Annotated in this window: 20 protein-coding genes and 1 pseudogene; 10 read left to right on the forward strand and 11 right to left on the reverse strand. The window is 59.7% G+C overall.

Translation table 11 applies throughout. The annotated features are described in order from the left end of the window. The first annotated feature begins 37 nt into the window (after window positions 1–37). Window positions 38–958 (forward strand): amidohydrolase family protein, encoded by a 921-nt coding sequence (locus BLO80_RS14755; RefSeq protein WP_092328608.1) that lies wholly within the window; start codon window positions 38–40, stop codon window positions 956–958. Here the strand turns inward: BLO80_RS14755 and BLO80_RS14760 are convergent. Next, window positions 951–1,691: an IclR family transcriptional regulator gene (locus tag BLO80_RS14760; RefSeq protein WP_092328611.1), complete on the reverse strand. Its 741-nt coding sequence runs from the start codon at window positions 1,689–1,691 to the stop codon at window positions 951–953. The two genes, BLO80_RS14755 and BLO80_RS14760, sit on opposite strands and share 8 nt — an antisense overlap. 292 nt (window positions 1,692–1,983) lie before the next feature. On the opposite strand from BLO80_RS14760, the pseudogene BLO80_RS30645 reads away from it, so the two are divergent. From BLO80_RS30645 to BLO80_RS14780, 5 genes and pseudogenes are all read left to right on the forward strand, one after another. Then, window positions 1,984–2,748: pseudogene (locus BLO80_RS30645) on the forward strand (MCP four helix bundle domain-containing protein); the annotation flags it as partial. Beyond that, complete coding sequence (locus BLO80_RS30650; protein WP_371914576.1) at window positions 2,743–3,606, forward strand: methyl-accepting chemotaxis protein; 864 nt, start codon at window positions 2,743–2,745, stop codon at window positions 3,604–3,606. The pseudogene BLO80_RS30645 and the gene BLO80_RS30650, both read left to right, overlap by 6 nt. Before the next feature lie 203 nt (window positions 3,607–3,809). Beyond that, window positions 3,810–4,544, forward strand: a complete 735-nt coding sequence (locus BLO80_RS14770; RefSeq protein WP_092328616.1) for a gluconate 2-dehydrogenase subunit 3 family protein — start codon at window positions 3,810–3,812, stop codon at window positions 4,542–4,544. Between the two features lie 6 nt (window positions 4,545–4,550). Beyond that, complete coding sequence (locus BLO80_RS14775; RefSeq protein WP_092328618.1) at window positions 4,551–6,329, forward strand: GMC family oxidoreductase; 1,779 nt, start codon at window positions 4,551–4,553, stop codon at window positions 6,327–6,329. 1 nt (window position 6,330) lies between these two features. Further along, window positions 6,331–7,602: a c-type cytochrome gene (locus BLO80_RS14780; RefSeq protein ID WP_092328621.1), complete on the forward strand. Its 1,272-nt coding sequence runs from the start codon at window positions 6,331–6,333 to the stop codon at window positions 7,600–7,602. A gap of 283 nt (window positions 7,603–7,885) precedes the next feature. Here BLO80_RS14780 and BLO80_RS14785 read toward each other — a convergent pair whose 3' ends face one another. The 8 genes from BLO80_RS14785 to BLO80_RS14820 form a co-directional block, all read right to left on the reverse strand. Next, a complete protein-coding gene (locus tag BLO80_RS14785) occupies window positions 7,886–8,449 on the reverse strand; it encodes a TetR/AcrR family transcriptional regulator (RefSeq protein ID WP_092328624.1) in 564 nt (187 codons plus the stop codon). Between the two features lie 234 nt (window positions 8,450–8,683). Further along, the gene (locus BLO80_RS14790) at window positions 8,684–9,385 is read right to left on the reverse strand and encodes a glutathione S-transferase family protein (protein ID WP_092328626.1); all 702 of its coding nucleotides are present in this window, start codon (window positions 9,383–9,385) and stop codon (window positions 8,684–8,686) included. Between the two features lie 325 nt (window positions 9,386–9,710). Further along, the gene (locus BLO80_RS14795; protein ID WP_092328629.1) at window positions 9,711–11,033 is read right to left on the reverse strand and encodes a purine-cytosine permease family protein; all 1,323 of its coding nucleotides are present in this window, start codon (window positions 11,031–11,033) and stop codon (window positions 9,711–9,713) included. A 111-nt stretch (window positions 11,034–11,144) separates the two neighbouring features. Beyond that, on the reverse strand, window positions 11,145–12,119 hold the full coding sequence (locus tag BLO80_RS14800; RefSeq protein ID WP_092328631.1) for a 5-oxoprolinase subunit C family protein: 975 nt from the start codon (window positions 12,117–12,119) through the stop codon (window positions 11,145–11,147). Continuing rightward, window positions 12,116–12,988, reverse strand: coding sequence for a 5-oxoprolinase subunit B family protein (locus BLO80_RS14805; protein ID WP_092173235.1), 873 nt, complete (start codon window positions 12,986–12,988; stop codon window positions 12,116–12,118). Before BLO80_RS14805 ends, BLO80_RS14800 begins: the two co-directional genes overlap by 4 nt. Further along, window positions 12,985–14,358 carry an acetyl-CoA carboxylase biotin carboxylase subunit gene (locus BLO80_RS14810; RefSeq protein WP_092328634.1) on the reverse strand — a complete coding sequence of 458 codons (1,374 nt, stop codon included), beginning with the start codon at window positions 14,356–14,358 and terminating at the stop codon, window positions 12,985–12,987. Before BLO80_RS14810 ends, BLO80_RS14805 begins: the two co-directional genes overlap by 4 nt. A gap of 10 nt (window positions 14,359–14,368) precedes the next feature. After that, window positions 14,369–14,614, reverse strand: coding sequence for an acetyl-CoA carboxylase (locus BLO80_RS14815; protein WP_092328637.1), 246 nt, complete (start codon window positions 14,612–14,614; stop codon window positions 14,369–14,371). A 95-nt stretch (window positions 14,615–14,709) separates the two neighbouring features. Further along, window positions 14,710–15,468: a 5-oxoprolinase subunit PxpA gene (locus BLO80_RS14820; protein ID WP_092328639.1), complete on the reverse strand. Its 759-nt coding sequence runs from the start codon at window positions 15,466–15,468 to the stop codon at window positions 14,710–14,712. 125 nt (window positions 15,469–15,593) lie between these two features. On the opposite strand from BLO80_RS14820, the gene BLO80_RS14825 reads away from it, so the two are divergent. Next, window positions 15,594–16,511 carry a LysR family transcriptional regulator gene (locus BLO80_RS14825; RefSeq protein ID WP_092328642.1) on the forward strand — a complete coding sequence of 306 codons (918 nt, stop codon included), beginning with the start codon at window positions 15,594–15,596 and terminating at the stop codon, window positions 16,509–16,511. Window positions 16,512–16,831: 320 nt separating this feature from the next. Here BLO80_RS14825 and BLO80_RS14830 read toward each other — a convergent pair whose 3' ends face one another. Then, window positions 16,832–17,770 carry an AraC family transcriptional regulator gene (locus BLO80_RS14830; protein WP_092328644.1) on the reverse strand — a complete coding sequence of 313 codons (939 nt, stop codon included), beginning with the start codon at window positions 17,768–17,770 and terminating at the stop codon, window positions 16,832–16,834. 22 nt (window positions 17,771–17,792) lie between these two features. Beyond that, window positions 17,793–18,626, reverse strand: coding sequence for an oxidoreductase (locus tag BLO80_RS14835; RefSeq protein ID WP_092328647.1), 834 nt, complete (start codon window positions 18,624–18,626; stop codon window positions 17,793–17,795). 209 nt (window positions 18,627–18,835) lie between these two features. Here BLO80_RS14835 and BLO80_RS14840 point away from each other — a divergent pair, with 209 nt between their 5' ends. The 3 genes from BLO80_RS14840 to BLO80_RS14850 all read left to right on the forward strand — a co-directional run bounded on the left by BLO80_RS14840 (window position 18,836) and on the right by BLO80_RS14850 (window position 22,814). Next, window positions 18,836–19,351 carry a sigma-70 family RNA polymerase sigma factor gene (locus tag BLO80_RS14840; protein WP_060743083.1) on the forward strand — a complete coding sequence of 172 codons (516 nt, stop codon included), beginning with the start codon at window positions 18,836–18,838 and terminating at the stop codon, window positions 19,349–19,351. Beyond that, a complete protein-coding gene (locus BLO80_RS14845; protein ID WP_092328649.1) occupies window positions 19,338–20,321 on the forward strand; it encodes a DUF4880 domain-containing protein in 984 nt (327 codons plus the stop codon). Before BLO80_RS14840 ends, BLO80_RS14845 begins: the two co-directional genes overlap by 14 nt. A 123-nt stretch (window positions 20,322–20,444) precedes the next feature. After that, window positions 20,445–22,814 (forward strand): TonB-dependent siderophore receptor, encoded by a 2,370-nt coding sequence (locus BLO80_RS14850; RefSeq protein ID WP_092328652.1) that lies wholly within the window; start codon window positions 20,445–20,447, stop codon window positions 22,812–22,814. Window positions 22,815–22,895 lie beyond the last annotated feature (81 nt).

The following is a 22,895-nucleotide window of genomic DNA, read 5'->3' on the forward strand; positions in this document are numbered from 1 at the left end:
TCTTTTCGAACACCACAACAACAATGAGAAGTTCAGCATGACCATAACTCGACGTAAGTTCGTTCAAGGTAGCGTTTCACTCGGGGCCTTCATGTCGCTTAATGCATTCGCGGGATTCCGCTATTCCAGCGGCGAAAACAGCTCTTTGCTCGTACCTCTGGCAGGAAGCGTGGATTGCCACATGCACCTGTACGATGATCATTATCCGGCAGCATCGGGGGCCACTTTGCTGCCCCCCAATGCCTCGTTGGAGGATTATCGTCAGGTGCAGCAACGCCTTCACGTCAGGCGCATGGTCATTGTTACACCGTCTACCTATGGCACCGATAACCGGGTCATGCTCAATGGCTTGCTAGGCGCGAAAGGCGACGCTCGTGGCGTTGCGGTGGTCGCGGGCACAATTTCCAACAAGGAGCTGGAAGAACTCCACGCTGCGGGCGTTCGCGGCATTCGTTTCAACCTGAGCTACGGCGGCGCCAACCTTGACGATCTTGAAAAACTGGCGGCGCGCGTCAACGAACTGGGCTGGAACGTTCAGGTCGTTGCGCCTGGCACGCAACTGACCGATCTGGAAAGCCGTCTGGCGAAGCTGCCATCCCGGCTGGTCATCGATCACATGGGCCATGTGCCTCAGCCAGAGGGCGTGAAGTCGGATGCGTTCGCTGCAATAACTCGGTTGCTGGACAACCAGCGCACGTGGGTCAAGCTGTCAGGCCCGTACATTCGATCCAAGGTTGGCGCTCCCAGCTACAGCGACGTTGGACAGGTTGCGCAGGCGCTGGTGAAAATAAACCCGGAAAGAATGCTGTGGGGCAGCGACTGGCCCCACCCCACCGCGGCCGAAAACAAGCCCAACGATGCAGACATTCTTGACCTGCTCTACCACTGGGCACCATCGGAGCACGACCGGACACGTATCCTGCGGGACAACCCGGTCAGCCTGTACGGCTTCAGTTGATATCTTCCGGGGCTGGGGCGTGATGCATGCCCTTTTCCTCTCGAGTGGATTTGCCGCCCAGGCTGCGAGTCAGGTCCTCAGCCACTGCAACAAATACATTCCGGATGGATTTGGCATAGTCGCTGGTCAGTCGGGCCGCCGGGCCGGATAGCACCAGAGCGCCGATGACTTCCTGTAATGGGCCGTAGATCGGCAAAGCCATCGAGGCTGCGTGTGGGTCGGTGGCGCCGCTTGAGTAAAGCGGCTCCAGCCCATCCTTTGCACGGCTGAACGGCGTTCGCAACGCCTCAGCGCCCGCCGCGCCATCCATGGGGCGCATTTCCCCTTGCTGCAGGTGCAAACGCAGGCGGTGCGGTGAGTTGACCCGATACTGACAAAGACGATAGGCACCGTGACGCACGTAAAAAGAGGCCGTCTCGCCCGTTTCGTCGGTCAACTGGTGCAGCCTGGGCACGACGTGTCGCTCCAGATCCAGCGCCTCCTGATACACCGCGTTCAGGCGCATCACTTCGCTGGCAAGCATGTACCGACCATCAGCCATCCGATTGACGAAACCATACGTCTCCAGAGAAACCATCAGCCGCATGATGGTGCTCTTGATCAGACCGGTACGCTCGACCAGTTCGACAAGATTCAAAGCGGTATCGCCGATCCGGAATGCGGACAGAACGGTGAGCACCCGATCGGCTGATGCCACACCGTTGACCGCTGGGCGCGGACGCGTTTTGACCATCGTTGACTCTCCTTGGCGACTGACTGAACGTCGAAAGCGAAACTGGACGGCATTATCCGATAGCTGAAAGTGGATAGCTACCGGACGGGACTAATCCCTGCGTTACACGTTGCCACCTGTGCTCACGCCAATGCCCCCCGACCTCACTTCTGGAAGCCAAGGGTTACAGGCATTACCACAATTTCGAAATATCGTTTCATTAAACCCTTAAGAGTTAAGCGCCTACGCCGACATAAAGATGTTTCCACATCCGTGGCAGGTTCATCCTTTATCTCGCGCCGAGGTTCGCACCATGATCCGCAATATCTCCATTTCTGCACGATCTGCGATCAGCTTTACATTGATCGCCTCCATCGTGGTCATCGTCGGCCTCTACGGCTTGTTCAAGATGTCCCTCATCGACAACACCAATCGCACCATCCAGCAGACCGGCATCCCCTCGTCAGCTGCATTGGGCGCCATGCGCGAAGCCATATTGGGTCTGCGGGTCAACTCGCTCAAGCTGGCGTTCTATCCCTCTGCGGAAATGCGCGAAGACAGCACCCGTCGCCTGGAAATCCAGCTCAAGAAATACAGCGAAGCGCAGGCCGCCTACTCGGCCAGCATCGATAATCCAGACGAGCGCGCACTGTTTGAAACCATCAAGCCACTTCTGCAAGCGACCGAGCCGGGTATCCGTCAACTGATCGAGCTGGGCAAGCAAGGTCGTGAAAAAGAAATGATCGAACTACTCAATGGCTCGCTGCGACAGAACTCTGAACAGTCGTTTCCCAAGCTTTACGAACTCACAGATCTGAACAACCGCAACATGAAGGAGCTGTTCGAACAGTCAGCCCAGACCTACCACAGCTCGCGCAACAATGTCGCGCTGATCATCGTGCTCGCGGTGCTGATCACAATCACCGTGGCCATCCTGATCAGTCGCAGCATCGTGCGCCCTATCGGCATCGCCCTGTCGGCGGCAGAAAAAGTGGCGGCGGGGGACCTGACGCAAACGATCAAAACAGACGGCCGGGATGAAGTCACCCGGCTCAACGGCACGCTTTTGACCATGCAGGCCAACCTCAAGAACACCTTGCAGGAAATTGCGCGCTCGGCCGAAGTTATTGCGTCCTCGTCCAGCCAATTGCGGGCGGTCACTTCGGAGTCCAATCAGAACCTGGCTCAACAGAACGATGAAATCGAGCAGGCGGCGACCGCTGTTACAGAGATGACCGCCGCCGTGGAGGAAGTGGCACGCAACGCGGTGGCCACCTCGCAGGCTTCGCAAGAATCCCGCACGGCCAGCGAGCAAGGCAACGCTCGCGTCGGTGAAACCATCGAAGCGATCGAGTCCATGGAGCGCAACGCGGCGCGAAGCGCGGAACGGGTGGCAGGCCTCGCCGAGCGCGTCCGTGAAATCGCCAAAGTGCTGGATGTCATCCGCGGCATCGCCGAACAGACCAACCTGTTGGCGCTGAACGCTGCAATCGAAGCGGCGCGTGCCGGCGAAGCGGGTCGCGGGTTTGCGGTGGTGGCCGATGAAGTGCGCGCCCTGGCGGCCCGGACGCAACAATCCACCTTCGAAATCGAATCGATGGTCACCACCATCCGGGAGGGCTCCGATCACGCAGTCTCCGCCATGAAGGAGAGCACCGAGCAAGCGACACAGACGCGAACCCTGGCACGTCAGTCCGGCGATGCCCTGCGGGAAATCATGAACAGTGTGCTGCAGATCAACGAGCAGAACATGGTGATCGCCAGCGCTTCGGAAGAGCAGGCCCAGGTGGCCCGGGAAGTGGATCGCAACCTGATCAACATTCGCAATTTGTCGATCGTTTCCACCGAGCAGGCCCGCCAGACCGTCTCGGCAAGCGAAGAACTGGAGCAACTGGGCCATTCGCTTACGCGCCTGGTGGCTGGTTTCAAAATATAAGCCGTAGTTAAAATAACGAATTAGTGAAACGACATTCTATTATTTGCCATTTCACTGAGATACCATTCTTCGCCCGGATGCAGCTGTGGCCGTTTAACGAACGCGTCCACAGCGCCGGCATCCTCCCTGAATTTCCCAAACGTCCAAGATGGTCAACAGGCCACTTCACAAGCACCTTCTGCCGCACGCCTGACGGAGCAACCATGACCGATACACCCAATTCCCGACGCGAATTCCTGCGTCGAAGCGCAATTCTGATCCCCGCCGTAAGCCTGGGCGGGTATTCGACGACGCAGATAGTGGCTCCGGCCCCGGCACAGGCCGCCGTCGCGGAAGACAAACCGGCTCATGCGCCGAATGCCTACGAACCAAGCTATTTCACGGCTGCCGAGTGGCAATTCGTCAATGCAGCGTGCGCTGTCATCATCCCCGAAGACGAAGAAGGTCCTGGCGCAGTGTCTGCGGGCGTTCCCGAGTTTCTTGACCGCCAGATGGAAACCCCTTACGCCTATGGCCGACTCTGGTACATGCAGGGCCCTTTCATCACCGACCAACCTGTGGAAATGGGCTTCCAGTTCAAGCTGGTGCCGCGTGAGATCTATCGCCTGGGCATCGCAGAGGTCGACGCTGCCTGCCAGAGCGCCCATGGCAAGCGTTTCGCCGAGCTGCCTGAACAGGTCCGGATCGCGACGCTGACGGCGCTGGAAAAAGGCCAGCTCAAACTGAATAACGTGCCGGGCGAGATGTTCTTCGCGCTGCTGCTGAAAAACGTCAAGGAAGGCTATTTCGCCGACCCCAAATACGGCGGCAACCAACACATGGCAGCGTGGAAAATGATCGGCTTCCCCGGTGCACGCGCAGATTTCATGGACTGGGTAGATCGTCCCAACGAGCGGTATCCGCTCGGCCCTGTGTCCATCAACGGACTCAAGGGGTAAGGGCAGATGGCTATCAAGAAACCGGAAATCGATGCCGTAGTCGTCGGTCTGGGCTGGGTGGGATCGATTCTCGCCGCCGAATTGACCGAGGCTGGGCTGAACGTGGTCGCCCTGGAACGTGGGCCTGATCAAGACACCCCTGACGACGCGAGCTACCCGAAAGTCATCGACGAACTCGCCTACACGGTGCGCGGCAAGCTGTATCAGGACTTGTCCAAGGAAACCGTCACCATTCGGCATACGCCCTCCGACGTCGCGGTTCCGTATCGCCAGCAAGGCACTTTCCTGCTGGGCAACGGCGTTGGCGGCGCGGGCTTCCACTGGAACGGCCTGACCTGGCGTCCACTGCCCAGTGACCTGAAATTGCGCAGCCATTACACCGAGCGCTACGGCAAGAACATGATTCCTGACAACATGACCATTCAGGATCATGGGGTGAGCTACGAAGAGCTCGAACCCTTCTTCACCCGCTTCGAAGACGTCGCCGGCATCTCCGGCAAAGCGGGCAATATCAAGGGTCAGCTCATCGAAGGCGGCAACCCGTTCGAGGGCCCGCGCAGCAAGGAATTCCCGCTGCCACCGCTCAAGCCGGTATATGGCGACTCGCTGTTCGAAAACGCCGCGAAGAGCCTGGGTTACTCGCCATTCAAAATCCCGGCCGGCAACGCATCGGCTCCCTACACCAACCCTTATGGAGTACGTCTGGGGCCGTGCAACTTCTGTGGTTTCTGTGAAAACTACGGTTGCTACATGTATTCCAAGGCTTCGCCGCAGACCACCATTCTTCCCGTTTTGCGCCGCCGCAAGAATTTCGAATTGCGCGCGCTTTGCCACGTTACCAAGGTCAACCTGGACTCCACCGGCAAGCAGGCGACAGGCGTCACTTACATCGATGCGCAAGGTAACGAGACCGAGCAACCGGCACGGCTGGTCATCCTCAGCGCGTTCCAGTTGCACAACGTGCGCCTGCTGCTGCTCTCCGGCATCGGCAAGCCCTACAACCCGCAGACCGGCGAAGGTGTCGTGGGCAAGAACTACGCCTATCAGATGCTCGGCGCGGTCAACGTGGTCATGCCCAAGGGCACCTACCTGAACCCCTTCATCGGCACCGGTGCGGGCGGATCGGCCATCGACAACTATAACGGCGACAATTTCGACCACACCGGCCTCGGTTTCATCGGCGGCGCCAACATCGGTCACCACCGCACCGGCGGACGGCCAATCGGGCAGACCAGCGTCGCCAAGGGCGCGCCGAACTGGGGCAAAGGCTGGAAAGCCGCAGTGGCCGACAATTACCAGCGCAGCCTGAACATCTACACCCAAGGCTCGGTGATGACCTACCGAGACACCTACCTGGATCTCGACCCGACGTATCGCGACTCGTTCGGCCAGCCACTGTTGCGCGTCACCTTCAATTGGCATGACAACGACATCAAGATGTCGCAGTACGTGACAGGCAAAGCGGCGGAAATCGCCAAGGCCATGAATCCTGAGTCCTATCAGGTCAACGCCAAGAAGATCGGCACGCTGTACGACACCCGCTTCTACCAGAGCACGCACACCACCGGCGGCGCCATCATGGGCACCAGCCCGTCCAACAGCGTGGTCAACCGCTATCTGCAGTCCTGGGATGTGCCCAACCTGTTCGTGATCGGCGCGTCTGCCTTTCCGCAGAACATCGGTTACAACCCGACGGGACTCGTCGGTGCCCTCGCCTACTGGTCGGCCAATGCCATCAGACAGCACTACCTGAAGAACCCCGGCAAGCCGTTGGTGGAGGCCTGAGATGATAACGTTGAACACACTTTTGAAGTGGAGCGCATTGTGCCTGGGCTCGATCAGTCTGCATGCCATGGCCGCGTCGGTAGATCCACAGGCGGTGCAGCGGGGTGAATACCTGGCCCGCGCGGGCGACTGCATGGCCTGCCATACGGCCAAGGGCGGCGAGCCCTACGCCGGCGGGTTGGGCCTGGAAACGCCCATCGGCGCGGTCTACGCCACCAACATCACCCCCGATCCGGTGCACGGTATCGGGGAATACACGCTGGAGGACTTCGACAAGGCAGTGCGTCACGGCATCCGACGCGATGGCGCGAGCCTGTATCCGGCGATGCCGTTTCCGTCATATGCCAAAGTCTCCGATCAGGACATCGCCGACCTCTACGCCTACTTCATGAACGCGGTGAAGCCAGCCGCAACGCCCAACCGCGATGCCGATATCCCATGGCCTCTGAGCATGCGCTGGCCGTTGGCGATCTGGCGCTGGACATTCGCACCGGCAGTGGCGAGCACGGTGCCAGCCTCGTCGGATCCTCAACTGGCGCGCGGTCAGTACCTGGTCGAAGGCCTGGGCCATTGCGGCAGCTGTCATACACCGCGTGGCATTGGCATGCAGGAAAAGGCCCTGTCCGCCGATGCGCAGGGTCAGTTCCTCTCGGGTGGCGCGCCGCTGGAAGGCTGGGTGGCCAAGAACCTGCGAGGCGACACCCATGATGGTCTGGGCGCGTGGAGCGAGGCGGAAATCGCCCAGTTCCTCAAAACAGGTCGCACCGACCGTACGGCAGTGTTCGGCAGCATGACCGATGTGGTTCAGCACAGCATGCAGTATCTGACCGATGAGGATCGCCTGGCCATCGCTCGCTACCTCAAGAGCCTGCCCGCTTCTGGCCCTGCGCCCGCAGCATCAGGCGCCTCCGACACCGCCAAACAGATGGCCAACCTGAACGTGCAAGCGATCGGGGCCCGGACCTACGCAGACAACTGCATGGCTTGCCATCGCAGTGATGGCAACGGTTACGCGCAAGTGTTCCCGGCGCTGGCCGGCAACTCGGTCGTCAACGGCAAGGACGCGACGTCGCTGATTCACATCGTGCTCGCTGGCGGCTACCTCCCCGGCAACCAGCATGCGCCGACGGCGTTCGCCATGCCGGGTTTCGCTTGGCGTCTATCCGATCAGGAAGTGGCTGACGTGGTCACCTTTATCCGCACAGGGTGGGGAAACACGGGCACACCGGTTAGCGCTGCTGACGTTCAGGCCCAGCGTTCGACTGGCCACTAAAGCTCCACAATTTGCTACCAACGGCCCTATAGCGAGCCCCTCGATGGATGGGGCTCGTCATCAACAACAGTCCATTTTGCCCCTCAGGTACCTTCGAAGTACCGATTGGGGTCGAAGGCTACCGGTAACCGATGGCTGCTATCGAAAGCTGCCACTGGCGTGTCCATTGCCCGCACATCAAGATCTCCTGTCAAAAAGGATTTCGCACCAGATTGCGCAACGGTTTCTTGTAAACCTTGCAGAAGTCGAGAGAGTGTCCGCCTTGGGTCGCGGTAGCAGCCACTTATGCTGGTAATGGTCCGTATGCACGATAGGTATCTATCAGCGTGTCAAATAGCGAAATGTCCGATCGGCTTCTGGCAATAAGCTGAGCACCCGCCACGGCCGAAAAAATCGCACGGGCCCGCTTCTCACTGTCTTCTGGCTCGCATACGTTGGCGGCTACGAGAAGCTTGCTCAGCCAAGCCACATTCACCTCCGCAAAAGCCTGAATTTCCTGAGTCATCTCTGCCGGCAAATTGTCGGTTTCAGCGCCCACGAAGCTGCCCAGACAGAGACGGTTATCGGCCTCAAGTGAACGACGAAAAATCTCGGGAAAACGACGCAGCGCCTCGAGAGCATCTGGCGTTTCCTGAGAGATCGCCTCAAGTGCCGCCGCGCCGTCTTCCCAATACCGCCTGGCGACAGCAAAACCAAGATCAGCCTTGCTCGGGAAGTGGTAATAAATACTCGCGGGCTTGATTCCAACCTTACTGGCCAGATCGCGGAAATTTAAGCCGTTGTAACCTTGGGACTGAGCGATATTTCTCGCCGCCAGCAGAATGGCTTCTCGGGCGTTGATCGTCATTGCTTTGCCTTTGTTCTTTGGTCGAGTGATCGGATGACCACCATGCTAAATCAAAAGCCTACCTTTTGTTAGGTAGCCGCGCTATGCATCTGTCATCGGACGTTATCAATTCAACTCATGCACATGAGGCACCTTGTCACACCTCCCATCATCCCTGGCGCCCCGAATCAGAAATAGCTCCGCCGGGAGCGCCATGCATTGCGGTCCCGACGACTCTACTCACACAGGGCGAGATCACTTAGACGGCGAATCCAATTCCGGAATGCCGCTGCTCCGATCAGCATAGGCAGCCTGAAAGCTTGGGCGTTTCTGCCAGCGCTTCCAATAGGCGTCGATGAACTCGAAACGCTCATCCAAAGGGGTGGCATTGACCGGGAACTTGGAGAATGCAATCGCGGTTGCCAGCGTGATGTCAGAGAAGGTTGGAGCGTTGCCGCCCAGCAACCATTCACGGCCATCGGACAGATGACGATTGACCAACGCTGCATGAGCTAACGCTTCCTTGCGACAGTGCTCGCCCCACGCCTCATTCTTCGTCAGTTCAAGCTTGAAGCCCAACCCGGTGTGCAACACGTGAAACGCCGTCACAATCCGGTAAAGGATATGCACCCAGACCCGGTTATCCCACATGTTATCGAGCCCTTGCTCCAATGCGGTCTCGCCCATGATCTTGCGACCCGGATAGGACTGATCGAGGTAGCGAACGATAGCTGCCGTTTCGGAAATGAAACTACCGTCTGCGAGCTTCAGCGTGGGCGTTTCACCCCATGGATTCATATTGAGGTGACGCCATCCACGCTGTTCCCCTCCGGGAGCCATGTCATAAATCGTTTCTTCGAACAGGTCCGCTATTCCCTTTTCATGCATGAACAAACGCAGGCGTTGAGGGTTGGGGAAGGCGGATGGAGATGTGAAGAGTTGCAGTTTAGCGGTCATGGTCAGCTCCAGAAGGAAGAGAAAAAATCTACCTAACGATCGTTAGGTGAGAGCGAATCTATCCCTCACCCTCCTCCAAGTCAACACCTACCTAACGATTGTTAGTTTTGCAGATTCGGCTAATTTCCAAGCGCACCTGACCACGAGCTCGAGTGACGAGTGACGGCGAGGTCTAACGATGAATGTGGAAGGCATTCGTCGAAAATAAAGCGGCGGAGCCTGCTTACCCAATTCGGGAAAGCATTCAGCGAATTTGTAATGAGCTTCCCATTGCCTGCTCTACCTTGTTAGAGCAGGCAGGTATGGGATGAGTGACTGCAAAACTCTACTCTGCCAACCGTATCCGCAACCGGCTTCGATGGGACAAGCCTACTTGCAAGGCAAATGCAGCTATCACGGTAGATGGCGCGGAAAAGCTGCTCGGGCCGGCGCCGGAAAACATCAACGCAAGACCCAATGCGGTGGCGCCAAACCAGGCCGTCAAGCCCACCGGGTTAAACGCGGCCACCCCCTCGAGCGCTGCCACGTCACTGCGTCCGTAGATAATCTGCGCCAACGCCACACCCACCCAGGCCACCACGAAAATCCCCTGATAGGCCAACGCCTTGAGGATGTAGGCAAACACGTCCGCGAGCATCAAACCGTAGACGATCACCCCCACCGCCACTGCCCACATCAGGTACGAACCGCGAAGGCCAAATCGGCCGAAGAACGCCTGCATGTTCAGGGTCGCCAAGTAATAGTTGGCGGTGTTGATCCGGGTTTGCGTGGCCCAGACAAACAGCAATCCCCACAGGCCCATCAACTGCAAAATCGCCATCACCACCGAGACTTCGTTCAGCGCGCCTTCGTGGGGAATGCTGCTGACCAGGTAAATGCCCGCCGCGCCGTTGAGCAGAAACGTCACCGCGTAGAACGGCATGCCGAAGTTCCAGCGACCGTGGTACTCGGCGTCTTCAGGCTTGCCGAAACGCGCATAGTCGAAGGTGAACAGCATCAACACCCAGACGCCCATGTAGGCGACAAAACAATCCCACCAGCCGAATGCACCAGGCGTTGCCGGGCCGAAATCCAGCCATTGCGGTTGGTAGCCATAACGGCTGATCGATAGCCCCACCGCCACCAGCAAACCACCGAGGTACACCGGCAGCAATAGGCCGTTGAGCTTGTCCAGCCAGTGCTGCACGCTGCCCAGGATCATGGGCACGCTGTAGAGCACCACCACCAATGCCGCCAGCGGATAGACCAGTTCCGGGTACAGGTGATTGAGCGCGACGGCAATCACCGAACCTTCGAACACCGCGTAATAGATCGCGGTCGAGAAGAAAATCAACGTCGCCAGGCACGCCCCGGTGCTGCCGAACAACAGCCGTGAAAACAACGCCACCGACAAACCGCTGCGAACCGCAAAGCGGCTGAGCACGCTGTTGACCAGTCCATAACTGATCACCGACAGGACCATGCCGATCAGCGCATTGCGCGCACCGAACGACAACGCCAATGAAGCACCCACCACGATGTAAAACATCGCACTGCACACCGCCCACCAGGCCATGGTCAGGGACAGTCGGCCCATGCGCGCTTCGGTGGGAACAGGATGATGCGCCGGGTCTTGCCCGGTTTGACTCGATTGCGATAAAGCAGCCATATGCGTGAACTCCAAAACCAGTCAGAGGTTGAAGCGCGGGTAGCCGTCACCGCACCGAAGTGCGGCGTTGGCGTACCGTTTGGCATGGCCCGCGCTAGACGGCGGGCAGAATCAGGAAGGGAACAGCTTGCTCAGGCAGTTGAGTTTTTTCTTATAGGAACGTCGCGCTTGCAGCGCCTCTTCGAGGGTTACCGCGACAAAGCGGGCCTTCTGGTTGGGTTGCATCTGGCCGATCAAGTCGAGGTCGGCGCTGATCACCGTGCCAATCATCGCGTAGCCGCCACCGGACACCGCATCACGGTGCAGCACGATGGGTTCGAGCCCGGCGGGCACCTGGATCGAGCCGATCGGGTAGCAACTGTCGACGATGTTCGACGGATCGGAACCGGCGCCAAACGGCTGCTCCCGGGGCTGAAAGCTCAGCGCGCTGCCGCCCTTGAAGCGATAGCCGATGCGGTCGGCCTCCGAACCGACCGTCCACGGCTCGGCGAAAAAGCGCTTCGCCGCCGATTCGGTCAAGCGGTGGTCGTACAAACCGGGCACCACCCGCAGGGTGATTTCGCCACCCAACGATTGCCGTAACGCCATGGGCAAACTGGCCCCGGCGCGGCGCTTGCCACTGGCGACGCCCACTGGCAATTCGTCGCCTGCAATCAGGCGTCGCCCCTGAAAACCGCCGAGTGCGCCGAGCGCATAGGTGGAGCGACTGCCGAGCACCACCGGCACATCAATGCCGCCGGCCACCGCCACATAAGCGCGGGCACCCGCCTTGGGAAAGTCAAAGCGCAGCACTTGCCCGGCCTTCACGGTGAACGCGGTGTCGTGGTGCATTTCCACGCCATCGACCCGTGGCGTCATGTGCGCGCCGCTGACCGCCACCAATGCATCCTGCTGAAACTCCAACTCAGGCCCGAGCAGCGTGCATTCCAGCGCCGCCAAACCTGCCGGGTTGCCGACCAATTGATTGGCCGCACTCAAGGCGTAATGATCAAGCGCGCCGGACGGCGGAATGCCCAAGTGGTAATACCCTTCGCGGCCCAGGTCTTGTACCGAAGTGGCGAGACCGGGTTTGAGGACCTTGATCATGCCAACACCTCCTGCAACGACTTGGGATAGCCAACGGGATCGGCGAGGAACGCGTCCAGCGAAAACTCCACCGGCCGAATCCGCAGATCAAAGCAACCGGCCTCCACTTCGGCCACCGCGTGGTCGTAGGCCTCACGGTCCATCGGTTTGAACTGCACGATGTCGCCTGGACGGAAAAACACCATGTGTTCTTTCAGGTACGCGAGGTTTTGTTGCGGGTCGTAGATCGGCGCGGGAGTGACGCCAAACATCTGATAACCGCCTGCGCCACGCACCGAGTAAATGCAACCAAAGCAACCGCCGTGACCAAGGGTCAATTTCGGTGTGTCGGTGCGCGGGCGCAGGTACTTGGGCACCTGCAACTGACGCTCGCGCTCGACCATCTGGAACATGAACGGCAACCCGGCAACGAAGCCAACCATCGAGACAAACCACGGCGCGCCACTGTGGGCCGCGATGAATGCATCGACGTCGGCCAGACCGTTGATTCGTGCGGCGTATTCCAGGTCCGTGGCGCTTGGGTCTTGATGGCGGTCGCGAAAACGCATCAAGGTTTCGTGGGTCCAGGGATCGTTGTAGAGCACCGGAATCTCGATAATCCGCGTCTGCAACGTGCGCTCGGCAACGGCTCCGGCCTCGGCGATTTTCACCGCTTCGAGCAAGGCGTGAGGGGCGATGCGATCCGGGTCGAAACGAATCTGGAATGACGCGTTGGCCAGACAGATATCGAGCACGCCATCCAGCGCCTGCTGTTCCACGGCGCGGGTGACGGCCAAGCCTTTGAAGAACGCGTCCAGGGACATGCTGTCGCTGACTTCGGCAAACAAATGCTCATCGGCGCCAAAGCTGTAGCGGATGGGAGTACTCATGCTTCACCTCCGCTGCGGCGCTCGGCCAACCAGGTTTCCAGAGTGCCGGTGTGAAAGTCGGCGCTGTGCAGCCACGGTTGTTCCAGCAATTCACCGTGCAATGCCAAGGTGTTGGCCATGCCGGTGAGCGTGGTGTGCGCCACCGCCATTCGCGCTCGGGCCAGGGCTTCGGCGCGATCCGCACCGTGAATGATCAGTTTGGCCAGCAACGAGTCATAGTACGGCGGCACACGGTAGCCTTGATACAGATGCGTATCGACGCGAATGCCCTCGCCGCTCGGCCAGATCAGTTCCTCGACCAGGCCTGGGCTCGGGAAGAAATCCCGCGCCGGGTCCTCAGCGTTCAGGCGCATTTGCAGGGCGGCGCCGTTGAGTCGGATGTCACTTTGCTTGAAGCCCAGCGGCTCGCCGCCAGCGATGCGCAACATGGCCTGGACCAGGTCGATGCCGGTGATCAGTTCGCTGACCGGATGCTCCACCTGAATCCGCGTGTTCATCTCGATAAAGAAGAACTCGCCAGTGGCGTCGTCATACAGGTATTCCAGGGTGCCGGCACCCTTGTAGCCCAACGATTCGGTCAGGCGCACGGCGCTTTCGCAGAGGGTTTCCCGTTGCTGTTGGCTGAGCACTGGCGATGGCGCTTCTTCGAAGATTTTCTGTCGGCGCCGTTGCAGCGAACACTCGCGCTCAAACAAATGCACCGCGTGCTGACCGTCGCCCAACACCTGCACTTCAATATGCCGAGCCCGGCTGATAAATCGCTCCAGATACACCGCGCCATTGCCAAACGCCGCTTGGGCTTCGCGCTGGGAACGGGGAAATTCTTCGCTCAGTTGCTCGGCGTTTTCCGCCAGCCGAATACCGCGGCCGCCGCCACCGGCCGAAGCTTTGATCAACAACGGGAAGCCAACGGATTGAGCAGCCTTCAGCGCCGACTCGAGGTCGAACAATTCACCCGGCGAACCCGGCACCACCGGCACGCCATTGGCGTGTGCGGTACGCCGTGCCTCGGCTTTATCGCCCATGCGCCGGATCGTCTCCGCGCTCGGGCCGACGAATATGGCGCCGGCAGCCACCACCGCTTCGGCGAAATCAGCGTTCTCCGACAAAAAGCCGTAACCGGGATGCACCGCGTTGGCGCCCGTGGCTTTCAAGGCGCCGAGCAAGGCCTCGACGTTCAGGTAACTTTTGTCGGCACGGGCCGGGCCAAGAATGAGCACCTCATCGGCCATGCGCGCGGCCTGGGAATCGACGTCCGCCGCGCTGCATGCAGCAACGGTGGGAATGCCCAGTTCTTTGGCGGCGCGGATAATCCGCACGGCAATCTCGCCACGGTTGGCGACCAGCAGTTTACGAATGGCTTGGGTCATGATCGCCCCCTCACTCGTCGTCGAGTGTTGCGACGACTTGACCCGGCGCCACCGGATCACCGTCTTCCACCAAGAAGGCACTGAGGCGACCAGCCGTCCCGGCGGGCAGTTCGGAGAACTGCTTCATGACCTCGATCAGGCCAATGACCGTGTCGGCGCTGACCTGCGCGCCGACCTCGACGAAGTTCGCCGATTCCGGAGAGGCTTTACGGTAGAAGGTCCCCGGCAACGGGGTGATTACAGTGTGTTCAGCCATGTCTGTTCCTCTTGGAATAGTTATAGAAAGGCAGGCAAAAAGTGAATCGATGGGCAAACCCTGGCGTCTGTGTGCCAGGTGTTTTTCGTTCGGTCTCAGCGCGGTGCTCGGACCTCTATGCCCGCGCCACCCAGTGCATGACGCGTGGCTTCGACCAACGCCAGGGCGCCCGGCGTGTCGCTGTGCAAACAGATGGAATCGAATTCAATCGCCAGGTCTTCGCCCTCGGCGGTGCGCACCACGCCTTGTTGGCAAGCACGCAGCACTCGCTCGGCGACGTGGGCCGGGTCGTAGGCCCGCACATTGCGAGTGAAGACGATGGAGCCGCTGAGGTCGTATTCGCGATCGGCGTAGAACTCGCGAATCACCGGTTGGCCAAGTTCCGTGGCAACCCGCCAGATCACCGAATCGGGCATGCAATACAACAGCAATTCCGGCTCCAGGCGCTGGAGGTTTTCCACCAGCAAACGGGCGGCCTCTTCGTCGCGGGCCAGGTGCATGTAGAGCGCGCCGTGGGGTTTGATGTGTTGCAGGGCCACGCCTTGAACCCGGGCGAGTTCACGCAGGGCACCCAACTGATAGAGCATGTCGTCGACCAGTTCCTGGGCCGGCGCATGGATGTGCCGACGGCCAAAACCAACCAGGTCGCGAAACCCCGGATGCGCGCCGATAGCCACGCCCAGGCGCTTGGCCTGCTCGACGGTGCGGCGCATGGTGCTGGGGTCGCCGGCATGAAAACCGGTGGCGATGTTGGCCGAACTGATAAAACCCATCAGCTCGTTGTCGACGCCATCGCCGATGGTCCAGGGACCAAAGCCTTCGCCCATGTCCGAGTTGAAGTCTACTGCCTGCATGACGCTTGCTCCCAACGCTTGTGACTTCGTGAAGGCCAAGTTAGATTCCTCACACCCCCTTGGGAAGATCTATTATCAGATAGACCATCTTCTGAAAAACAGATACACCGTCACCCGGAGTGCTCATGTCCTTGACCCTGCGCCAAGTCCGCTATTTCGTCGCCACCGCCGAGATCGGGCAAATCTCTCAGGCCGCGATTCATCTGAATATTTCCCAGTCGGCGGTGACCACGGCGATCAAGGAACTGGAAGGCATTCTTGGCACGCTGTTGTTCCAGCGCTCGGCCCAGGGCATGAGCCTGACCGACGCCGGGCGGCACTTTTTGAATCGGGCCTACGTGATTTTGCGCAGCGTCGATGACGCGTTGAACAGCCCGTTGCCGGACATCCGCGCCAGCGGCGTGTTGCGCTTGGCGGCGAGCTACACAGTGATCGGTTATTTCCTCCCGCACCATTTGCAGCGCCTGGAACACTGGCATCCGGACGTGGCGATTGAAGTCCATGAACAGGAACGGCAAGCCATTGAACAAGGCTTGCTGGAAGGTCGTTTCGATATGGCCGTGGTGCTCACCGCCAACCTCACGCACCCGGACATCGTTTCAGAGATTCTCTTCAACTCCGAACGGCGGTTATGGCTGCCCAGCCGCCATCCGTTGTGCGAACGCTCGGCGGTCAGCCTCGCCGACGTCGCGAAAGAACCCTACATCCTGCTGACCGTCGACGAAGCCGAACAAAGCGCCATGCGCTACTGGGAACAGGCGCATCAACAGCCAAACGTGCGGGTGCGTACCAGTTCAGTCGAAGCGGTGCGCAGCATGGTCGCCAATGGCAGCGGCGTGGCAATCCTCTCGGACCTGGTGCACCGCCCCTGGTCATTGGAAGGAAAACGCATCGAAACCCTGACAGTCACCGACGAGGTGACGCCGATGAGTGTCGGACTGGCGTGGCATCGCGAGCGCGAATTCAGCCCGGCGATGCAGGCGTTCCGTAACTATTTCCACGATGCATTTTTGGCGCCACAACAGCTGTCCGCGCGACGCTGAAAACAGTGAAAACCATGCCTTTTTTTTGTGGAGTTACGATGAGAGTTTTGGCCCATTCCGGTCCGTTGTGACGGGGAAGATTCTGGTCGTTTTCTGCCCGTCACGAATGACCGGTTCGGGGGCATCAAAGCTTTTTACTTTGAAGCCAGTGATCAATGGCAACAACGAGTTCCGACTTGCACTCCACTGGCAGCCAATGGGCGCCCGCCGACACGCATGATTGTTCACGATAGGTAAAGACGACCTGTTGAAAGGCACCGATCACCCGTGCTTTTTTATAGCTGGGCAGTATCAACGCTGGCGCGCCCCACCACCGCCCCTTAATGCGACGACACATAAATGGACGGCCCGGCAGGCGCCGGCAACGCATAAGTCGCCTTCATCCATTCAATCTCCGCCTGTGGCGTGCGGCCAAACAGGCGCTTGAACTCGCGGCTGAATTGCGAGGCGCTTTCGTAGCCGACGTTGAACGCCGCCGTCGAGGCGCTCATGGTGTTGCGCAGCATCAATAACCGCGCCTGGTGCAGGCGAGTCGATTTCAAGTACTGCATGGGCGTGGAGTCCGTCACGCTGCGAAAGTGCAGGTGAAAGTTGGGGATGCTCATGTTGGCTTCGTGGGCGAGTGTTTCGACGTCCAGATGCTCGTGGTAGCAGCTGTGGATCTTGCGTATCGCCCGGGTGATCTTGCCGAAGTGCCCCTGGCGACTGAGCGCGGCGCGCATCGAGCCGCCCTGCTCGCCGGTCAGGATCCGGTAGTAGATTTCCCGTATCAGCGAAGGTCCCAGGATCTGCGCTTCACCCGGGCGACTCATGACCTCCAGAAAACGCAGCGTCGAGGTGCGCAGCAAGTCGTCCATGGGCGAGGCGTACATGCCTTTGGGTTGTGCATCGCTGGGGCCCAGGGTTTCGTCCACTTGCAACATCAACTCACTGGCCAGTTGCAGGTCCAGGCGCATGTAGACCGCCAGCATGGGCTCCGCGGCGCTGGCGTCGGTCTCCATGGTGAAGGGAACCGGGACAGACACCACCAGGTAATGCTGGGCGTCGTAGACATAGACGTCGTCGCCCAGATAGCCACGCTTGCGTCCCTGGCACAGGATCACGATGCCGGGCTCATACAACACCGGCGTGCGCGTCAGCGGTCGGTTCGAACGCAGAAAACGGATGTCCTCCAGCGCGCTGAGGTTGTAGCCCTCTACCGGTGCGAGCTTTTCCATCAACCGCACCATTCGCGCGGTGCAGGCATCCACCTGGGTCATTGACGAGCCTCTTGCTTGCCATTCAATCGTCCGTCGAACGGCTCAGCGCTTCCCATTGATCGATCTCCCTGGCCGCCCGGCTCAGCTTGTCGCGCACCAGGCTGAGGGCATCACTGCCCAGCAGCAAGTGGGCCGGCGGTGTCGGGCTGTCGATCAGTTGCAACATCGCTCGGGCCGCCTTCTGTGGGTTACCCGGCTGCTTGCCGCTTTTCTCTTCCCGCGCCTTGCGTATCGGGTCGAAACTGGCGTCGTAGTCGACAATGCTTCGCGGGGTGCGTTGCATCGAACGCCCCGCCCAGTCGGTGCGAAACGAACCCGGTGCCACGGCGGTCACGAAAATGTTGAACGGCAACAGTTCCTTGCTCAGCGTATCGGAGATACCTTCCAGCGCAAACTTGCTCGCGCAGTAGTAGGCAATGCCCGGCATGGTGATAGTGCCCCCCATGGAGGTGATATTGAGGATATGACCGGCACGACGCTGGCGAAAATACGGCACGAACGCCTTGGTCACCGCCACCGCGCCGAACACGTTGACATCGAACTGGCGTCGCATCTCTTGCAAGGGTGACTCTTCGAAGATGCCCTCATGGCCATAGCCGGCATTGTTGACCAGTACGTCGACCGGGCCGTGGCGGGCTTGTGTGACAGCGACCACGCTGTCGATCCGCTCGAAGTCAGTGACATCCAGGAGCACGCCATGGGCCTGATCCGGGGACAGTGCCTCGAAGGCCTGCAGCGCCGCTTCACTGCGCACGGTGCCGATCACCCGATGGCCCGCCGCAAGCGCTTCCCGCGCCAGGGCATTGCCCAGGCCGCTGCTGACGCCGGTGATGAATAGGGTTTTTCTGCTGCTCATGGCGAGCCTCCAATCAGGTGGGAACGAGGCCATGCTATCGGCGCAACACCTCGGCACCTATGCCGGTTTGCCTTGCAGCATTGCCTATTCCTATCAGGGCCCGGATGCCAGGGCCCGTCTCGACCATAGGCTCCGGCACATTTGCACTGACGTCAGCCGCCTGAATATAATGCGATTCATTATCAATTATGTATGTTTCCGGGATGCTGATGCGCAGCAACGACACACTGGGCAATGCCGACCTCACCCTGCTCTATCGCAGCCACCATTCCTGGTTGCACAGCTGGCTGAGCCGGCGCATCGGCTGTCACGAAAGCGCGGCGGACCTGGCGCAGGACACGTTTGTACGTCTGCTCAAGTCGCGTCAATTGAGCCCCTTGCGCGAACCCCGGGCTTATCTGAGCAGCATCGCCCGTGGGCTGATGATCGATCGGTATCGCCGTCGCGAGCTCGAACGCGCCTACTTCGAGAGCCTCGCGCTGCTCCCTCCACAAGCGGCCCCCTCTGAAGAAGAGCGACTGCTGATTCTTGATAGCCTCGAGCGGATCGACCGCCTGCTGGACCTGCTCAAACCGAGGGTTCGCGAGGCTTTTCTACTCGCCCAGCTCGACGGCCTGACCTGCCTGCAAATAGCCGAAAAACTGTGCGTTTCCCGCTCCACGGTGGAACGCGACCTGGCCAAGGCCCTGCAACACTGCTATCGCTTGCGTTATGCCGAACAGTGAAGCGCAAGCGCTGGATCCAGCCATGGTCGATCAGGCGATCCATTGGCTGGTACGCCTGCGCTTCAACCCTGCCAATGAGCAAACCCAGCGCAGTTTCGAGCACTGGCTGCAACAGCGTCCGGAACATCGATTAGCGTGGCAGCGCGTGGAAGCGCTTGGCGATGACTTCGCGGGCGTACCACCTGATTTGGCCCGGCACACCCTCAAAGGTGCCCGCTCAGGCCTGCATCGGCGCCAAAGCCTCAAGCTACTGGGTGCATTGGCCACCTTGGGTGGCGCGACCTGGCTGGGCCGCGACTACACACCGCTGCCGGCCATGCTGGCCCAGCAGCACAGCAAGACCGGCGAGCGAAAGCGCTTCCAGCTCGATGATGGCAGCCTTGTCCAGCTCAACAGCGACAGTGCGATCGACAGCTATTTCAACCCGCAGCGGCGCCTGATCGTTCTGCGGCGCGGCGAAATCATCGTCAATACCGGCGCCGATGCGGGCTCGGCCCAACTGCGCCCTTTCTGGGTACAAACACGCGACGGATTGATCAGCACTCTGGATGCCCGTTTCCTGGCGTACGAGCGTAACGACGGGACCCTTCTGGCGGTGCAACGCGGCGCAGTCAGCGTATTTCCTGGCTCCAGCAAAACCCTTGCGGTCAACGACACCGTCCAGGCCGGCAACCAGCGGCTGTTCACCTCAGGTGGCATTCGTGAGTTCAAGGATAACGGCCTGGATGTATGGAGCTGGAGCGACGGAGTGATCAGCGCACGCAATATGCGCCTCGGTGATTTCATCGGGGCCTTGTCGCGCTATCGCCCTGGCCTGTTGCGCTGCGCCGAAGAGGTCTCGGGCCTGCGGGTTTCCGGCACCTTTCAGCTCGCCGACACCGACCAGGTATTGGCATTGGTTGCGCAGTCACTGCACCTGCGGATCGATTATCGAACCCAATATTGGGTGACGTTGAGCGCCGCCAGCTGAGTGTTTTCGTCGCCGCCTATCAACATCAAATAAAAATGAGGTGATTTCTCATTCTCGTTCGGCATGTAAGAAAAGGCCGACCTACAGGCCGATCTGCCGATCCCCTTTCCACGGAGCGAGTTAATGAGTGCGTCCCCGGTTCCCCAGCGTCATCGACTGAATCGTGCCATCCACGGTGCGATCTTCGGCGTCATCGTCAGCAGCTATGCGCTACCGTCCCTGGCGCAGCCCTCGACCGTTGAGCAGACCCAGGTTCATCAGTGGAACATTCCCGCCGGTCCCCTGGCACCGGCGCTTGACCGCTTTGCCCGCGAGGCGGGTATCAGTCTTTCCTTCGACGCTTCAAGCGTAGCGAACCGCAATACCCGGGGCGTGAGCGGCACACTCGATACGTCCGAAGCGCTGTCGTCTCTGTTGCAGGGGAGCGACATCGCCATACAGCAGCAAGGCCCGAACGCTTACTTGCTGACGCCGCAAACCAAGGCGGATGCCGAACTCGAGGAATATCGCCTTGCGCCTATCCTCGTCAACGCCAAGGCCAGGGTCGATGGCACCGAAGACGCCAACTCGGTGGTCGCCCAGGAACTCTGGGTCGGCGGCAAGGTGGCCACCAGCATCCTCAACACGCCCGCCTCGGTTTCCGTGGTGACCGACAAGGAAATGAAGCAACGCAGCGTGAGCACGACCGAAGAGCTGCTGCAATACACGCCCGGGGTGATTACCGATTATTACGGCACTGACGACCGTAACGATTATTTCCAGATCCGCGGCTTCCAGGCCACGACCTATCGGGACGGCCTGACCCTGGGTTCAATGCGCGGCGTGCGCGAGGAGCCTTTCGCCTATGAGCGCGTTGAAGTAATACGCGGCGCCAACTCCACGTTGTTCGGCCCGGCCGACCCGGGCGGCTCGGTGAACTTTGTCAGCAAGAAGCCACGCTTCGACAAGTTCGGCCAGGGCTACGTCACCTACGGTTCTTTCGACCATGTCGAAACCGGGATCGATGTCGGCGACTCGCTGAACGAAGAAAAAACCGTGGCCGGTCGCTTCACGGCAAAGATGCAAGACAGCGATCGCGAGTACGACCATTCACGGGACGACAACAAGTTCCTGATGGGCGGCCTGACCTGGTCACCGACGGACTTCACCTCGGCCTCGGTGATCGTGGACTACCTGAAAACCCAAAGCTCTCCCAACAGCGGCGGCTACCCGCTGGACAAGGAATACGACCGTGACAAGTTCTACGGCGAGCCCAGCTACAACTTCCACGATGTCGAGCGCACCAACATCAGCGGCACCTTCAGCCATGATTTCGACAATGGCTTCGTGCTGCGCAGCAACTTGCGCTACAGCAAACTGACCGATGATTTCGGCTATGTGTTCCTCAGCGACTCCCCTACCCGCACCGGCACCACAGTCCCGCGTTATATCTTTGGCACTGACAGCGACGCCGAGCAACTGAACGGCAACTTGATGCTGCAATACGATGCCCGCTTCGAAAACATCGACAGCAGTACATTGGTGGGCGTGGAGTACGGCGACTCTTCGACCGAAGAGCGCTCCGTCTATGCCACGACAGGCTCCATCGACCTGGCCAACCCCGTGTTCACAGGTGTACCCAGCGGCGTAGCGCCCTATAGCAACGACAAGCTCGACACGAAAACCAAGGCCGTGTTCCTGCAGCAGAACCTGTCCTTCTTTGAGCGCTTTATCGTCACCGCCGGTGTGCGCAACGACTCGCTGGATCTGTCCAGTACCGACATCAACAACGTAAAGGAGTCGGATGATTTCTCGGAAACCTCCTATCGCGGCGCACTGACCTATATCGTCAACGACGAAGTGTCGACCTACGTCAGCATGGTCGAGTCGGTCTCGCCACCCACGGTCGGCGTGGTCCCCAAGACAGGCAGGCAATATGAAGTGGGGGTGAAATATGCGCCCATCGGCATGGACGCGTTGTTCTCGGCGGCGGTCTACGACCTGACCCAGGAAAATGTCAGCATCGCCGTCGTACTGCCCAGCGGTGTCATCGAGCAACAAACCGTTGGCGAATCACGGGTACGCGGCCTGGACCTGGAAGCCAAGGCTGAGCTGACCCCCAACCTGAGCCTGGTGGGTGGCTACTCTTATATGGAGTCCGAAGTGTTGCGCGGTACTTTGTACGACGGCAGTTCACTCAAAGGAAATGAGTTCGCCACGGCCCCCAAACACTCCGCGTCGCTATGGAGCTATTACAACATCTCCGACACCGATGTCAGCGTTGGCCTGGGTGCGCGTTATGTGGGTTCCTATTACTTCGACGCGGCCAACACCGGCACCAGCGATGGCACGACGCTCTTCGATGCGGCCTTCAACTACAAACTCTTCAAAGGCACTGACCTGGCGATCAACGTCAGCAACCTTCTGGATGAGCAACATGTGGTTGGTTCGGGGACCGCGAACTACTACAACCCGGGCCGTGAAGTCACCGCTAAGTTGAGTTACAACTGGTAAAGAGTTGGCCGTTCATGATGGGGCTCGGCTTGATGCGGGTCAGTCATCGAACGGCGAAAACCTGTGGGAGCACAACTTGCT

Origin of the sequence: Pseudomonas sp. NFACC56-3 (genome assembly GCF_900100025.1) — a bacterium.
In the GTDB taxonomy this organism is placed as follows: Bacteria; Pseudomonadota; Gammaproteobacteria; order Pseudomonadales; family Pseudomonadaceae; genus Aquipseudomonas; species Aquipseudomonas fluorescens_AA.